Source organism: Streptomyces sp. SYP-A7185, assembly GCF_046103685.1.
Lineage (GTDB): Bacteria > Actinomycetota > Actinomycetes > Streptomycetales > Streptomycetaceae > Streptomyces.
Genome location: NZ_CP122310.1, coordinates 4,019,019 through 4,033,762 on the forward strand (window position 1 = coordinate 4,019,019; position 14,744 = coordinate 4,033,762).

The window sequence follows — 14,744 nt, forward strand, 5'->3', positions numbered from 1 at the left end:
ACCGCCACGCCGCCCGGTGTCAGTGGTCCGCGGCGGCCTCGGGCGTCCGGCGGCGGGGCAGCAGCGCGGCCAGGAGCAGGACGGCGGGGGCCGGGTCCGCGGGCGTCACGCCCTCGCGGCGGCAGACCAGGGCGTCCGGGTCGTCGGCGGGCTGCTGGAGGCTGTAGCCGTTCGGGCAGGCGGGCCCTGCCTCGCCCGCGTCGCCCTTGGGGCCGCGCTCGCCGCGCTCCCCGCGGGGGCCCATGGGGCCCGCCGGGCCTTCGGGACCCGATGCGCCGCCCGCGCCGTCGGAGCCGTTCGCGCCGTCGGCGCCGGGCGGGCCCGCCGCTCCCGCGGGGCCTTCCGGGCCGCGTTCGCCGTTCGTGCCGTTCACCCCGTCCGCGCCGTCGGACCCGGCGGGGCCCGGCGCTCCGGAGGCCCCCGGCCGGCCGGGCTCTCCCGCGGCGCCCTGGTCCCCGGTGCGGCCGCCCTGCCCCGGCGCCCCCTTCTCGCCCGGCTTTCCGTCCTCGCCCGGGGACCCGTCGGCGCCGGGCACACCGGGCACCCGCGCCCGGGAGGGAAGATCGTCGACGGCGTCGGAGGGGTCGGGCGCGGCCGGGGTGTCGCCGTGCGCCCTGACCTGCGCGCGCAGGGTCCGTACGTCGCGGGCCAGCGTGGACACCGCCTCGCCGCGCCGGTCCGCCTCGGCGGCGAGCCGGTCGGCCCGGCGGTCACCGGCGTCGATACGGGCCCAGAGCAGCGCCGCGACACCGGAGAGCGCGACCAGGACACAGACGAGGAACACGGTCCGCCACCGGCGGGCCAGGAGACGCTCGAGCTGACTCACGGAGTGCCTCCGAGCCGTTGATTGTCGATGAGCAGCCGGGCGATCTCGCTCTGGTCATGGACGTGCAGAGCATTTAACTCGGCGAGTTTCGTGTCGCGTTCGGCGAGCTGACGCTCCAGCCGGTCACGCTCGGTCTGGAGGCGTTCCGTGAGAGTGGAATAGCCGGTGAGCGCGTTCTCGCCGCGCTTGCCCAGATAGGCCGCCACGGCCGCGCCGAGCACGCCCAGACTGGCCAGAAGGGAACCGAGAAGAGTGACGGTGGCATCCAAGCGACTGCCTCCTGCCCTTGCGTACTCGGCCGGGTTTCCGTGCCGCCCGGCCGTTTGGGAACCTGCACTCGGTTGCAGTAACGAGTCACATGCCCAGAGGATGTGCCCGGACGTTCGGTGCCCCGCACACGGAAAAAGCCCCCTGGCCGCTGGCCAGAGGGCTTTCACCTCACATGGGAATTGTGGAGATGGCGGGAATCGAACCCGCGTCCAACGGTGCAAAAGGAGGGCTTCTCCGAGCGCAGTTCGCTACGATTTTCTCGGCCCCGGAGATCTCGCGAACAAGTCTCCGACGGGCCCAGTCACTGTTTGATTTCCCATCGAACCCCGTGACCGGGCTCGATGGTTTAGTTCCCTAGATTATGCCAGGATCCGGGTCGGGAACACCCCCGGGCTGACACCCATTAAGGGCCCTTCACTCACTGCTAATTAAGCAGCGAGGGCGAAGGACTGGGAATCGCTCTTGGAATTGGCGATTATTGGTTGCGACATGTGGTTTACGAGATCATTGTCGCTTCCTCGGCTCGCTTCCCCTGCTTCGACATCCGCTGTCGAAACCGATCATCCCCATGTTGTTTTTTCAATCAGCGCCCCGGCCGTGCGGGGCAGTGCCCATCGTACGTGACCAACGCCCGACGGGGCCAGCCAATTCCCGCGCGGCCCGTCAGGACCCACGGGAACCCGCGCGCTAGGCGCTGCGCTGCCGCTTCTTGACCTCGGCGACCGCGCGGTTCGTCTCGCGCAGATCCTGCTTCTCCTTGAGCGTCTGACGCTTGTCGTACTCCTTCTTGCCCTTGGCCAGCGCGATCTCGACCTTGACCCGGCTGTCCTTGAAGTACAGGGCCAGGGGCACGATCGTGTGACCCGTCTCCTGCGACTTGGACTCCAGCTTGTCGATCTCGGACCGGTGCAGCAGGAGCTTGCGCTTCCGCGTGGCGGAGTGGTTGGTCCAGGTCCCCTGCACGTACTCGGGGACGTGGATGTTGTGCAGCCACGCCTCGCCGTTGTCGATGTGCACGAAGCCGTCCACCAGGGACGCCCTGCCCATCCGCAGCGACTTGACCTCGGTGCCCATCAGGACGAGGCCGCACTCGTACGTGTCGATGATGTGGTAGTCGTGCCGCGCCTTCTTGTTCTGCGCGACCATCTTGCGGGCGGGTGCCTTCTCGGCGGCCTTCGCGGCCTTGCGCTTTACCTTTTCCTTCGCCATAGTCAGGCCATTTTCGCACTACGAGGGGGGTCCGAGGCCAGTCAATACTGTCTCGGCCCGCCTCTCGGCGCCGTCCTCGACCTCCAGGTCCGGGGTGATGCCCCGGCCGTCGACCGCCTGCCCCGAAGGAGTGCGGTAATGCCCGACCGTCAGCTCGGCGACCGATCCGTCGGGCAGCCGGCTCGGCATCTGCACCGAACCCTTGCCGAAGGTCTTCGAGCCCACCACGACCGCGCGGCCCCGGTCCTGGAGGGCGCCGGTGAGCAGCTCGGCCGCGCTCATCGTGCCGCCGTCGACCAGCGCGACCACGGGCCGGGAGGTGTCGCCGCCGCGTTCGGCGTGCAGGGCCTTCTGCCGGCCGCGTACGTCGTACGTCGCCACCAGGCCGCCGTCGACCAGGCCCGAGGCCGCGGTGACCGCCTCCGACACCAGGCCTCCGGAGTTGCCGCGCAGGTCGAGCAGGATCCCGGCGCCCTTGGGGGCGTCGCGCACCGCCGACCGCACGCGTTCGCCGGTCCCCTTGGTGAAGGACTCGATCTTGATCATGACGGCGCCGCCCGCGAGCTGGGTGACGGTGACGGAGTCCGTGGAGAGGCGGGCCCGGTGCAGCGTCTCGCGCCACGCGCGCGTGCCGCGCTCCAGGCCGAGCTCGACCGGGGTGCCCGCGCGGGCGCCGCGCAGCAGGGCCACGACCTCCGTGACGGGCAGGCCCGCCACCCGCCTGCCGTCGATGGTGCTGAGCCGGTCGCCCTCGCGGATGCCCGCCTGTCCCGCGGGGCCGCCGCGCTGGACCCGGGAGACCTCGATGCGCCCGTCCTGCGTGCGCCTGGCCCAGAGGCCGACACCGGTGTACGCGCCGTCGAGGGCCTGCTCGAACTCCTGGTACTCGCCGGAGGAGTACACCGACCCCCAGCGGTCCCCGCTGCGGCTGACGGCCTCCTCCGCGGCCTTCTTGCCGGACTTGCCGTCGGCCATCGCCTCGGCGGCGGCATCGGCCGCCTCGTCGGCGGTGTCGCCGGACGAGACGACGGAACGGGTGGCCGGGGCAGGCGACTTCCGGCCTTCGCCGGTGGCCTCGCTCCAGGATCCGGTGGCCGCTCCGGTGGCGAGCACGCTCGCGAACACCAACGTCAGGGTCGCCCCACGGCGGACACGGCGGGGCAGGGAGTGCCGGTCGCAGAACCGGTCGGGGCCTGACATGCCGGTGAGTCTAGGACAACGAGGGGTGCCGTACGGTCGGTTGAACCGTACGGCACCCCTGACATGCGTCACATCCCGGAGCACGCGCCCCGGTCCACGCGGCACGCGCCCACGGCCGCGGAATCAGACCTTCAGGTACTTGCGCAGGGCGAAGAAGCCCGCGAACGCGGGCATGAGGAAGCTGACCGTGAGCACCAGGGGCAACTTGCCGAGGACCGCGTCCCAGCCGATGAAGTTGACCATGTCGATCTTGTCCACGAGCCAGTTGTTGATCAGGAAGTACTTGCCGGCGACCAGCAGGACGCAGGCGAAGGCGCCGCCGATCAGACCGGCGATGGCGGCCTCCATGACGAACGGCACCTGGATGTAGAAGCTCGACGCTCCCACCAGGCGCATGATGCCGGTCTCGCGGCGGCGGCTGAACGCCGAGACGCGCACCGTGTTGACGATCAGCATCAGCGCGACGACCAGCATGAGACCCATCACGCCGAGCGCCGCGTACCGCATGCCGTTCAGGAGGTTGAAGAGGTTGTCCAGGACGCTGCGCTGGTCCGTCACGCTCTGCACGCCCGGGCGCCCGCTGAACGCGGTGTTGACGACCTGGTACTTCTCCGGGTTCTTGAGCTTGACCCGGAACGACTCCTGCATCTGGTCCGGCGTGAGGGAGCTGGACAGCGGGGAGTCGCCGAACTGCTCCTTGTAGTGCTTGTACGCCTGGTCGGCCGTCTCGTACTGGACCGTGTCGACGACGGGCATCTTCTTCAGATCCGTGCGGATCTGTTCCTTCTGCTCGTTCGTGACGGCGCCCTTGGCGCACCCGGGGTCCTGCTCGGCGTCCCCCTTGTTGCAGAGGAAGATCGAGACGTTGACCTTGTCGTACCAGAAGCCCTTCATCGTGCTCACCTGGTCGCTCATGAGGAGCGAAGCGCCGAAGAGGGCGAGCGAGAGCGCTACGGAGACGATGACGGCGAAAGTCATCGTGAGATTACGGCGAAGGCCGACGCCGATCTCCGACAGGACGAACTGGGCGCGCATGGCTCCCTTTCAGTGGATCAGTGCAGTGGATCAGTACGGGTCTTCAGTGCTGGTAGCCGTAGACGCCACGCGACTGGTCGCGGACGAGACGGCCCTTCTCCAGCTCGATGACCCGCTTGCGCATCTGGTCCACGATCTGCTGGTCGTGGGTGGCCATGACGACGGTCGTGCCGGTGCGGTTGATCCGGTCGAGCAGCTTCATGATGCCGACCGAGGTCTGCGGGTCGAGGTTGCCGGTCGGCTCGTCCGCGATGAGGAGCTTGGGGCGGTTGACGAAGGCGCGTGCGATCGCCACCCGCTGCTGCTCACCACCGGAGAGCTCGCCGGGCATCCGGTCCTCCTTGCCGCCGAGACCGACGAGGTCGAGGACCTGGGGCACGGACTTGCGGATCTCGCCGCGGGACTTGCCGATGACTTCCTGCGCGAAGGCGACGTTCTCGCCGACGGTCTTGTTCGGCAGGAGCCGGAAGTCCTGGAAGACGGTGCCCAACTGGCGCCGCATGTGCGGCACCTTGAAGTTGGAGAGGCGCGCGAGGTCCTTGCCCAGGACGTGCACCTGGCCGTGGCTGGTGCGCTCCTCGCGGAGGACCAGCCGCAGGAAGGTGGACTTTCCGGAGCCGGAGGAGCCCACCAGGAAGACGAACTCGCCCTTCTCGATCTCCAGAGAGACATCCCGGAGGGCGGGCCGGGTCTGCTTGGGGTAGGCCTTGGAGACGTTGTCGAATCGGATCACGGATGCACCACGGGTCGCCGGGGGTAGGTGAGCGTGACCATACGCGAACCCGGTGTGCGAGCGCAGTCAGCGTCCTGAGTTGTGCGGATTGTCGCGGATATACCACGGAACGTAACAGCCGGAAACCGGCGAGGACGGGCGGGCCGCGCCGAAACTCGTGGAAGCTGGCACAGTGGTAGGGGAACGGTTGGGTTCCCCCTAGCGTTGGGCAGGCTGTGACTGTGCGGGAGGAGGAGCGCATGACCTATGACAGGTTGGTGTGCGCGAACTGCGCGGCGCCCGTGAGCGAAGGCCGCTGCCCCGTGTGCCGGGCCAGTCGCGCGCGCATGCAGCAGGAGGGACCGTTCGGCGGCCTCAGCCCTGCGGCCTTGATAGGGATGCTCGTCGTGCTGATCGCGGCGGTCGCCCTGCTGGCGCACCAGACCGCTTAGCGCGCCACCGCGTACTTCCGTACGCCCCCGGCGCGCACCAGGACACCAGAAGGGCCCGGAGCTGGCTGCTCCGGGCCCTTCCGTCATGTCATGCGCGGATCAGTGGATCGATCCGGTGGATCAGGCGGCGGCGCCGCGGTTGCCGACGAGACGCGGCAGCATGCGGAAGCCGATGCCGCCGGCGATCATCGTCGCGGCGCCGATCAGCAGGAACGTGGTCTCGGCGGCGCCGGTCTCGGCGAGCTCGCCCTTGTCGGCCTTCTCACCCTGCTCGACCGGGGCGGAGCCCGTGTCGGTCAGGCTGTCCTTGCCCTTGCCCTGCTCGACGGGGTTGGCACCGCCGTCGGGGTCGTTGTCGTTGCCGCCGTTGCCGTTGCCGTTGCCGCCACCGGTGCCGTTGCCGTTACCGGGGTCGCTCGGGCCCTCGGTGGGGTCACCCGGGTCCGAGGTGGGAGGCGTGGTCGGGTCCTCGGTGGGCTCCTCGGTGGGCTCGGTGGGCTCCTCCGTGGGCTCCGTGGGCTCCTCGGTCGGCTCCGTCGGCTCCTCGGTGGGCTCCGTCGGAATCGCCGTGGGCTCGGTGGGGCCGTCGGTGGGCTCATCGGCGCCGATGCCGACGTCGACACCGATGCCGTTCTCGTCCGCGCTGGCGCTCGCGCTCGCGCCGCCGAGGTCGACACCGACGTCGAGGGCCGAGGCGGCACCGGCGGCGGTCAGCGAAGCACCCGCGGCGATCACCGCGCCGGCCGCTATACGTGCCACGCGGATCCGCGTCTTCTTGGTCATCTGGCTGCTACCCCCAGTAGCTGAATCGTCAGTGAGGCAGCGCCCGGGACTGCGTTCGTCGGGAGCGCTTGATCGGCCCCCACAGATCACACGCGCCCCAGAGATACGCATGCCGCTCGCTAGCCTTTCCAGTTTCCACAGCAACGTCAAGGTCGTTGCGCGAGCGATGTCGGAAATAGCAGCAGTTGACCGTCGTACGGACATGTGACTGTGACGTAAAAGGCAACTGCCGCCTCTTGGGCGGCAGTTGCCTCACGTTGCCTTGTCGATAAAGCGGCGCTTACTTCTCCTGCTGCTTGCGCCAGCGAATTCCGGCCTCGATGAAACCGTCGATCTCGCCGTTGAACACGGATTCCGGGTTGCCCACTTCGAACTCCGTGCGCAAGTCCTTCACCATTTGATAAGGGTGCAGGACGTACGAACGCATCTGGTTGCCCCAGGAGTTTCCGCCGTCTCCCTTGAGGGCGTTCATCTTCGCCTGCTCCTCCTGGCGGCGGCGCTCCAGGAGCTTGGCCTGGAGGACGTTCATCGCGCTCGCCTTGTTCTGGATCTGCGAGCGCTCGTTCTGGCAGGAGACGACGATGCCGGTGGGGATGTGCGTCAGGCGGACCGCGGAGTCCGTCGTGTTGACGCCCTGGCCGCCGGGGCCCGACGAGCGGTAGACGTCGATGCGCAGCTCGGACTCGTCGATCTCGATGTGGTCCGTCTGCTCGACGACCGGGAGGATCTCGACGCCGGCGAAGGAGGTCTGGCGGCGCCCCTGGTTGTCGAAGGGCGAGATGCGGACGAGCCGGTGCGTGCCCTGCTCGACCGAGAGCGTGCCGTACGCGTACGGGACCTGGACGGAGAAGGTGGTCGACTTGATGCCGGCCTCTTCCGCGTACGAGGTCTCGTAGAGCTCGGTCTTGTAGTTGTGGCGCTCGGCCCAGCGGAGGTACATGCGCTGGAGCTTCTCGGCGAAGTCCGAGGCGTCCACGCCGCCGGCCTCCGCGCGGATGGTGACGAGCGCCTCACGGGCGTCGTACTCACCGGAGAGGAGGGTGCGGACCTCCATCTCGTCCAGCGCCTTCTTGACGGCCGTGAGCTCGGTCTCGGCCTCGGCGCGGGTGTCCGGGTCGTCCTCCTCCTCGGCCATCTCGAAGAGCACGCTGAGATCGTCGATACGCCCGCGCAGGGCCTCGGCCTTCCGCACCTCCGCCTGGAGGTGGCTCAGCTTGCTGGTGATCTTCTGTGCCGCTTCCGGGTCGTCCCACAGGGACGGCGCGGCCGCCTGCTCCTCGAGCACGGCGATGTCTGCCCTCAGCTTGTCGAGGTCCAGGACGGCCTCGATCGACTCCATGGTCGAGGAGAGGGACTTGAGCTCTTCGGATACATCGACGACTGCCACGGGTCCAGCCTAACGGCTGGGGGCAAGGGGTCTTTCCGCACGGTTACGGGAACGGGGCCCGCCGCCCGGCCTACGGGGCCGAAGGGGCCGAGTTTTTCGTGTCCTGGGGCGTCGCGTCGGCGTCGTCGCCATTGGTGGCCGCCCAGGTGCCGATGCCCGCCGCGGCCACCAGGACCGCTCCCGCCACGCCCAGCGTGATCCTGCGGCGGCGGGCCGACGCGCGGTGCCGGGCCGAGCCGGGGCGGGCCGCACCGGAGGCGCGGGGGGCGCGGGCGGTGCCGCGGGCGCCCCCGGCGAGCTCGTCGGGCCCCGGGACGCGCATGGAGGTGTGGGTGTCGCGGTTCGAGTCGGGCTTCGCACCGGGCACGAGCGGTACCGCTCCCCGGCGGGGGGCGCCCGCGGCCGGCTGCTCCGGCGCCGGCTCCTCCTCGGCCTCTTCCGGCAGCGGTTCCGTGTCCGGCTCGTCCACGTCCAGGGGCGGCATCCCCGCCACCAGGGACTGGAGCTCCCGCAGCCGCGCCGCGAGCTCCGAGGCGCGCAGCCGGGAGGCGGGGGCCTTGGCCAGGCACTGGACCATCAGCTGCCAGAGCTCGTCCGGGATGCCGGGGAGCGGCACGACCGTTTCCGTGACGTGGCGGCGCAGGACCGCTCCGGGGTGGCCGCCGCCGAACGGGGTGAAGCCGGCCAGGAGCTCGTACAGGACGGTCGCGAGGGCGTAGATGTCGACGGCCGCGCGCGGGGGCAGGCCCTCGATGATCTCCGGGGCGAGGTAGTCCGGCGTACCGATGATCTTCGTCGCGCGGGTCCTGCGCGGGGAGTCGATCAGTTTGGCGACGCCGAAGTCCGTGAGCAGGGCGGGGTGCGAGCCGCCGGGGCCCAGCGGTCCCTGCATGTCCAGGAGGACGTTCTCCGGCTTCACGTCGCGGTGCACGATGCCCGCCGCGTGCGCCGCCGCGAGGCCGTCCGCCACGTCGGCCACGATCGCCACCGCGGCCTCCGGGGCGAGGCGGCGCTCCCGGTCCAGGCGGGTGCGCAGGTCCGTGCCGCGGACGAGGTCCATGACCAGGGCCAGGTCGTTCCCGTCGACCACCAGGTCGTGGACGCCCACCACGCGCGGGTGGTCGAGGCTGAGCAGGGCGGTGCGCTCCTGGACGAAGCGGCCGACCAGCTCCTGGTCGGACGCCAGGTCCTCGCGCAGCAGCTTGATGGCGACGGGACCCTCGGGTCCCTCGCCGAGCCACACCGTGCCGGCGCTGCCCCGACCAAGGATCTGGTGGGCGGTGTACCGGCTGCCGATCTTGCGTGCCAAGACTGCTCCTACGGATGCGTGTTGGCGACAAAACTACGCGGCCTCGACGCCAACCTTCACTCCAGGAGCAGAAATCACCCCGCAGGTGTCGACAAATCCCCAGAGCAAGGCGGGGATCCGGCCGTCACCGGCCACCGGGCGGCTAGTTTCCGCCGATCTTGCCCACCCAGCCGGAGACCGTGTCGTACCAGTCCGTCAGCTGCTCCCAGTAGCCCTTCGTGGTGCCGATCCACTCCTGGAGCGGGCTCAGCTCCCAGACGAGCCAGCTCGCCACGAACAGGATGATGATCGTGAAGAGGCATCCCTTGAGGCAGCCGAGGCCCGGGATCTTCATGGGGTTCGCGCTGCGCTGCCGGGGCTGCCTGGGCTCCCGCGGCGGCCGTCCCGCGGGCGGCTGCTGGGGCGGCGGCTGCTGCGGAGGCGCGTACTGCTGGCGCTGCTGGGGCTGCGGGGCGTACTGCTGGCGCTGGGGCTGGCGCTGCTGCTGCTGCGCGTACGGCTGGGGGCGCTGCTGCGGCTGCGGCTGCTGGACCTGGCGCTGCGGACGGCGGCGGCGCAGCGGGTCCTCGTTCGGGTCGAGGTACGACTGGACCTGCGTCTGTTCGTTGCGGTCGCGGGCCGCCCGCATCTGGTTCTGCCAGGGGTGCGGGTCGTTCGGGTCCAGGCCGGGCTGGTTCGGCGGCACCGGCGGCATGACGGCCGTCGGGTCGGCCGCGCCGCGGCTGCCGCTCGGCAGCACCGAGGTCGGGTCGGCGTCGCCGGGGCCGGTGTTCGGCATGACGCTGGTGGCGGCGTTCGGGTCGTACGACCCGGCGTTGCTCGGGAGCACCTGGGTGGGGTCGGCCGCGCCGGCCGTCCCGGGGACCATGGCGGGGTCCGGGTCGGGCATCAGGAGGGCGCCCACGCCCTCCGCGGCGGCGATCTGCGCGCTGGACGCGTGCACGCCCACGCCTTCCGCGACGGCCCGCAGGCCGCGCGCGAGGTTCTCGGCGCTGGGGCGGTGGTCGGGGTTCTTGCTGAGGCAGCGCTCGATGACCGTCCACAGCGGGTCCGGGACCGTGGAGGGGCGGCGCGGTTCGGCGCTCAGGTGCTGGTGCAGGACCTCGAGGGCGGAGCCGCCGCCGAAGGGCGGGCTGCCGGTGACGAGCTCGTACAGGAGGATGCCCGCGCCGTAGATGTCGACCGCGCTGGTCTGCGGGCGGCCCTCGGCGGACTCGGGTGCCACGTACGCGGGCGTGCCGACGAATTCGTGGGTGCGGGTCAGTCCCGGGGAGTCGGCGAGGCGCGCGATGCCGAAGTCGGTGAGCATCGGGTGCATCGAGCCGTCGGCGTCCTGCTTGAGCAGGACGTTCGCCGGCTTCAGGTCCCGGTGCACGACGCCGTCCGCGTGGCTCGCGGCGAGCGCGTCGGCGATCTGGGCGGTCATCAGGGCCGCGCCGACCGGTGTGAAGGGGCCGTTCTCGCGGAGGTAGCGGTGCAGGTCGGGGCCCTCCACCAGGTCCATGACGAGGGCCAGGAGCTCGCCCTCGACGACCAGGTCACGGGTCCGCACGATGTTCGGGTGCGTGAGCCTGAGCAGGACGGACCGCTCGCGGAGGAACCGCATGACGATGTCCGCGTCGTTCGCGAGCTCTTCCTTGAGGACCTTGATCGCGACGGTCTCGCCGGGCTGACCGGGAACGGCCGCCTCGGCCCCCGCGGTCTCGCGCTGGCGGGCTCGCCAGACGGTGCCCGTGGCGCCGCGCCCGAGCGGCTCCTCGAGCAGGTACTTGCTGCCTACCGGCCGCACGTCATGCGCTCCCTGCTGATCTGGCTGGTCTGTCCGGACCCGGCTGCCCGCCGGAAGGTGTTCCGACCCACTGTAGTGCCGCCGAACGGGGCACCGGCCGGTCACTTCGGATGCCGGCCACCGGGTGACCGGATAGCTGTTCGGTGGAAAGACGCCCCATGGGAGCCGTTGGTTGCCGGATGGCGTCGAATTGACCTTCGTCACGCGAGGGCCGCCGGTGATCGCAACGGTCCAAGCAGGCACTTTTCCGAGCAGAGCCGACCAATCAAGATCACTTACGGGTAGGCGCCGGGCGTGTTGTCAGTGGCAGGTGCGAGGATGCCTTCTTGTTACTGGCCGACGTGGCCGTGTGCGGTGGGGGAATCACAGCGCGAGTCCCCGTGCCCGGCGGCAAGGGCAGAAGGGACCGCTGACGGCGATGCAGATCCGGCTGACCGTCCTCGGGCCGCGCAGCGGCCAGACCGCCGAGCCCCATGGCCGCCCCGTCGTGCCGCGCGGCGCCTGTGACGTGCTGGTCACCGCCCCCGCGGGCACCGCTCTGGCCACCGTCGCCTCCGGTCTCGCCGCCGCCGTCGCGGGCACCGAAGGCCCCCTCGTCCTGTACGCCGAGTCGGAGCGCCTCGACGCCCAGCGCTGCACCCTCGGAGAGCCCCCGCTGATAGACGGAGCGGTGCTCTCGCTCGGCTCCCCCGCCGAGCCGGGGCCCGAGATCGCCGGAGCCGCCGCCCAGTTGCACGTGGTCGCGGGCCCCGACGCGGGCGGCGTGCACCTCCTGCACGGCGGCCAGATCAAGATCGGCCGCTCGGCGGACGCGGACGTCCCCCTCGACGACCCGGACGTGTCGCGCCTGCACTGCGCGGTGACGCTCACCCCGGACGGCCAGGTCACCGTCACGGACCTGGGCTCCACGAACGGCACGACGGTGGACGGCCGCGAGATCACCGACCGCCCGGTGCGCCTGACCCCCGGCTCGCTGCTGCGCCTCGGCGAGTCCGCGCTGCGGTTCACCGCGGGGGACGGGACGGGCGGCGCGCTGCCGACGGCCCCGGACGGCGAAGGACACGTGCGCGTGCGGGTCGCCGCGAGCGCCGACGGCCACCGGAGCGCCCCCCGCGGCGCGGGCCACGCCCCCTCGGACGGCACCCATCACGCGTACGGCTCCGCGGGCTGGGGCGCGGCCGGCGAGGACGGTCAGGGCGGGGCGCACGGCGCGTTCGGCCAGGGCACGCACTCCGACGCGCCGCTCGTGCCGCAGCAGGGCGGCGCCCCGGACGCCGAGAGCACCCGGCTCGGCACGCCCGCGCGCGGGACGACCGTGCCGCGCTCCCTGCGCAAGCGGGGCGGCCTCTCGGCCTGGGCCCGGCGGCTGACGGGCGCCCGCGACGACGCGTACGGCCCCGCGGACCACGAGGACGATGCGTACGGCACCGGGAGCGCCCCCGCCCCGCAGCCGGCGGCCCCCACCCATGAGGACCTCGCGGTGGCCGCCGCCTCGCGGACCCCGGAGTCCTGGCCCGACCCCGCGGCCCTGCTCCTCACGGCGCTGGGCCCCGGCCCCCGCCTCTGGGAGCGCGGCCCCGGCCACCCCGAGGCCCTCGCGGTCCGGCTCGGCACGGTGGACCGCACGGCCCCGGACGAGCGGGGCCTGCTGCCCGCCGTCCCGGTGACGGTCAGCCTGCGGGAGGCGGGCGCGCTCGGCCTCGCGGGACCGCGCGAGCGGCTCACGGGGCTCGCCCGCGCCGTGGTCGCCCAGCTCGCGGCGCTGCACTCCCCCGACGCCCTGGAGATCGTGCTGGTCAGCACGGACCGCGGGCGGCCCGCGCCGGAGCGCACCGCCGAGTGGTCCTGGCTCGGCTGGCTCCCGCACCTGCGCCCCACGCACGGCCAGGACTGCCGCCTCCTCCTGGCGTACGACCGCGAGCAGGCGGCCGCGCGCACGGGCGAGCTGCTGCGGCGCCTGGAGGACCACGCGGCGGACAAGGCGTCCGCCACTGTCACCGCTGAGGCCACTGGGTCCAGTGAGACCACCGAGGCCGGAGCGTCCGCGGACGCCGGGCCGCGCACCGTCGTCGTGGTGGACGGCGACCCCGGGTCCGCCGGGCTGCGCGAGGCCGTGGTGCGGCTGGCGCGCGAAGGGGCCGGCGCCGGGATCCACGTCGTCTGCCTCGCGGAGACCCCCGCCGCGTCGCCCGCCTCCCCGGTGTCGGCGACGTACGAAGCGGCTTGCGCCGTCTCCCCCGCCTTCCGCGCCTGCGGTGCCGTTGCGCTGCTCAGCGGTGACGTGGCCACCGCGCTGCGGCTGCTGCGGACGGTGGACGGCCGGCCCGCGGGGCACGGCACGGTCGCCGCGGTGGACGCGGTGTCGCAGGCCTGGGCCGAGCGGTTCGCCCGCGCGCTGGCGCCTTTCCGTACGGACGGGGCGCCCGGCGACGGACACGCGCGCGTGTCCGCTCCGCTGCCCCAGATGGCCCGGCTCCTGGACGAGCTGGGGCTCGCCCGGGCCACCCCCGCCTCCCTGATGGCGCGCTGGGCGGCGGCCGCCGACGACGCCGACGCACTGGGCGGCCGGGCCTGGACGGTCCTCGGAGCCGGTCCGCGCGGACCCGTCGTCATGGACCTCGCCGCCGAGGGCCCGCACGTCCTGGCCGAAGGCCCGTCGGGCAGCGGGCGCACGGAGCTGCTGCGCTCCATCGCCGCCTCGCTGGCCGCGGCGGAGCGCCCGGACCGCCTCGGCATGGTCCTGATCGACGGCCGGGACAGCACGGGCAGCGGAGGCAGCGGGACGAACGGAGGCAACGTCCGCCTGGTCGAAGGCCTCGCGGTCTGTACGGACCTGCCGCACGTCACGACGCACCTCGCGGCCAACGACCCGGTCCGCATGCGGGAGTTCGCCCAGTCGCTGACCGCCGAGCTGAAGCGGCGGGCCGAGCTGCTGGGGCGCCTCGGATTCGCCGAGTGGCACGCGCAGGCGTCGTCGAACGGCGTGCGCGTCGGGAAAGCGGGGAGCGCAGGGAGCACGGGGAGCGCCGGAGGACATACGGGTAACGCGGCGAGCATGGCGGCCTCGGGAGGCGCGACGAGCGCCGGAATCTCCGGCCACTCCGGGCACTCCAGCCACTCCGGAAGCGCAGGAAGCGCAGGCAGCGCCGGGAATTCCGGGAACCCCGGGGCCGGCGCGGGGGATCTCGACCCGGCGCCCAGTTCCACGATGCGGCTGCGGCCCGTCGCCGCCCGCAAGGCCGCCGAGCCGGGGCCTCCGCTCCCCCGCCTCGTCGTCCTCGTAGACGACTTCGACGCGCTGCTCTCGCCCGCCCTCGGTTCGCCCGGCCGGCCGGCCGCGGGGTCCGTCGTGCGGGCGCTCGAAGCGGTGGCCCGGGACGGCGAGCGGCTCGGCGTGCACCTGGTCGCCACGACGGCACGCAGCGAGCGCACCCCGGAGACGGAGCTCGGCCGCCGAGCGGCGCTGCGGATCGTCCTGGACGCCGTCACCCCCGGCCCGGAGGAACCCGCCCCCGGGCGGGGCGAGTTGCGTACGGCCGAGGGGCGCGTGAGCCCCTTCCAGGCGGGCCGGGTCACGGGGCGGATCCCCCGGACGTCCACGGTGCGGCCCACCGTCGTCCCGCTGGAGTGGGAGCGGATGGGCGACCCGCCGTCCCGCAGGCCGGTGCGCGAACTGGGCAACGGACCAACGGACCTGGCGCTGCTCGCCAGCGCGCTGGAGCGAGCCGCCCGCTCCGTCGCGGCGGACCAGGTGCCGTCCCTCCTGTAGTCC

At 72.2% G+C, this 14,744-nt stretch carries 12 protein-coding genes and 1 other RNA gene; 2 read left to right on the top strand and 11 right to left on the bottom strand.

Annotated elements, in window-relative coordinates; genetic code table 11:
* Nucleotides 1–19: 19 nt before the first annotated feature.
* The 7 genes from QBL25_RS17630 to ftsE form a co-directional block, all read right to left on the bottom strand.
* Nucleotides 20–826: a collagen-like protein gene (locus tag QBL25_RS17630; RefSeq protein WP_409057991.1), complete on the bottom strand. Its 807-nt coding sequence runs from the start codon at nt 824–826 to the stop codon at nt 20–22.
* On the bottom strand, nt 823–1,095 hold the full coding sequence (locus QBL25_RS17635) for a hypothetical protein (RefSeq protein ID WP_409057992.1): 273 nt from the start codon (nt 1,093–1,095) through the stop codon (nt 823–825). The genes QBL25_RS17630 and QBL25_RS17635 overlap by 4 nt, the downstream gene beginning before the upstream one ends.
* A gap of 180 nt (nt 1,096–1,275) precedes the next feature.
* Nucleotides 1,276–1,664: a transfer-messenger RNA gene (gene ssrA, locus QBL25_RS17640) on the bottom strand.
* A gap of 119 nt (nt 1,665–1,783) precedes the next feature.
* A complete protein-coding gene (gene smpB, locus QBL25_RS17645; RefSeq protein WP_409057993.1) occupies nt 1,784–2,305 on the bottom strand; it encodes an SsrA-binding protein SmpB in 522 nt (173 codons plus the stop codon).
* 18 nt (nt 2,306–2,323) lie between these two features.
* Nucleotides 2,324–3,505, bottom strand: coding sequence for a S41 family peptidase (locus tag QBL25_RS17650; RefSeq protein WP_409057994.1), 1,182 nt, complete (start codon nt 3,503–3,505; stop codon nt 2,324–2,326).
* Between the two features lie 123 nt (nt 3,506–3,628).
* Nucleotides 3,629–4,540: a permease-like cell division protein FtsX gene (gene ftsX / locus QBL25_RS17655; protein ID WP_361836638.1), complete on the bottom strand. Its 912-nt coding sequence runs from the start codon at nt 4,538–4,540 to the stop codon at nt 3,629–3,631.
* Nucleotides 4,541–4,583: 43 nt separating this feature from the next.
* Nucleotides 4,584–5,273: a cell division ATP-binding protein FtsE gene (gene ftsE / locus QBL25_RS17660; protein ID WP_030788113.1), complete on the bottom strand. Its 690-nt coding sequence runs from the start codon at nt 5,271–5,273 to the stop codon at nt 4,584–4,586.
* A 239-nt stretch (nt 5,274–5,512) separates the two neighbouring features.
* On the opposite strand from ftsE, the gene QBL25_RS17665 reads away from it, so the two are divergent.
* Nucleotides 5,513–5,704, top strand: a complete 192-nt coding sequence (locus tag QBL25_RS17665; RefSeq protein ID WP_409057995.1) for a hypothetical protein — start codon at nt 5,513–5,515, stop codon at nt 5,702–5,704.
* Nucleotides 5,705–5,824: 120 nt separating this feature from the next.
* Here the strand turns inward: QBL25_RS17665 and QBL25_RS17670 are convergent, their stop codons facing one another.
* The 4 genes from QBL25_RS17670 to QBL25_RS17685 all read right to left on the bottom strand — a co-directional run bounded on the left by QBL25_RS17670 (nt 5,825) and on the right by QBL25_RS17685 (nt 10,972).
* Nucleotides 5,825–6,487, bottom strand: a complete 663-nt coding sequence (locus QBL25_RS17670) for a hypothetical protein (RefSeq protein ID WP_409057996.1) — start codon at nt 6,485–6,487, stop codon at nt 5,825–5,827.
* A 280-nt stretch (nt 6,488–6,767) separates the two neighbouring features.
* Nucleotides 6,768–7,874, bottom strand: coding sequence for a peptide chain release factor 2 (gene prfB / locus QBL25_RS17675; RefSeq protein WP_409057997.1), 1,107 nt, complete (start codon nt 7,872–7,874; stop codon nt 6,768–6,770).
* Nucleotides 7,875–7,944: 70 nt separating this feature from the next.
* A complete protein-coding gene (locus QBL25_RS17680; RefSeq protein ID WP_409057998.1) occupies nt 7,945–9,183 on the bottom strand; it encodes a serine/threonine-protein kinase in 1,239 nt (412 codons plus the stop codon).
* 142 nt (nt 9,184–9,325) lie between these two features.
* Nucleotides 9,326–10,972, bottom strand: a complete 1,647-nt coding sequence (locus tag QBL25_RS17685; protein ID WP_409057999.1) for a protein kinase domain-containing protein — start codon at nt 10,970–10,972, stop codon at nt 9,326–9,328.
* Nucleotides 10,973–11,390: 418 nt separating this feature from the next.
* Between QBL25_RS17685 and QBL25_RS17690 the strand changes: the two genes are divergently transcribed.
* Entirely contained in the window at nt 11,391–14,741 is a 3,351-nt protein-coding gene (locus QBL25_RS17690) for an FHA domain-containing protein (protein ID WP_409058000.1), read from the top strand.
* Nucleotides 14,742–14,744: the final 3 nt, after the last annotated feature.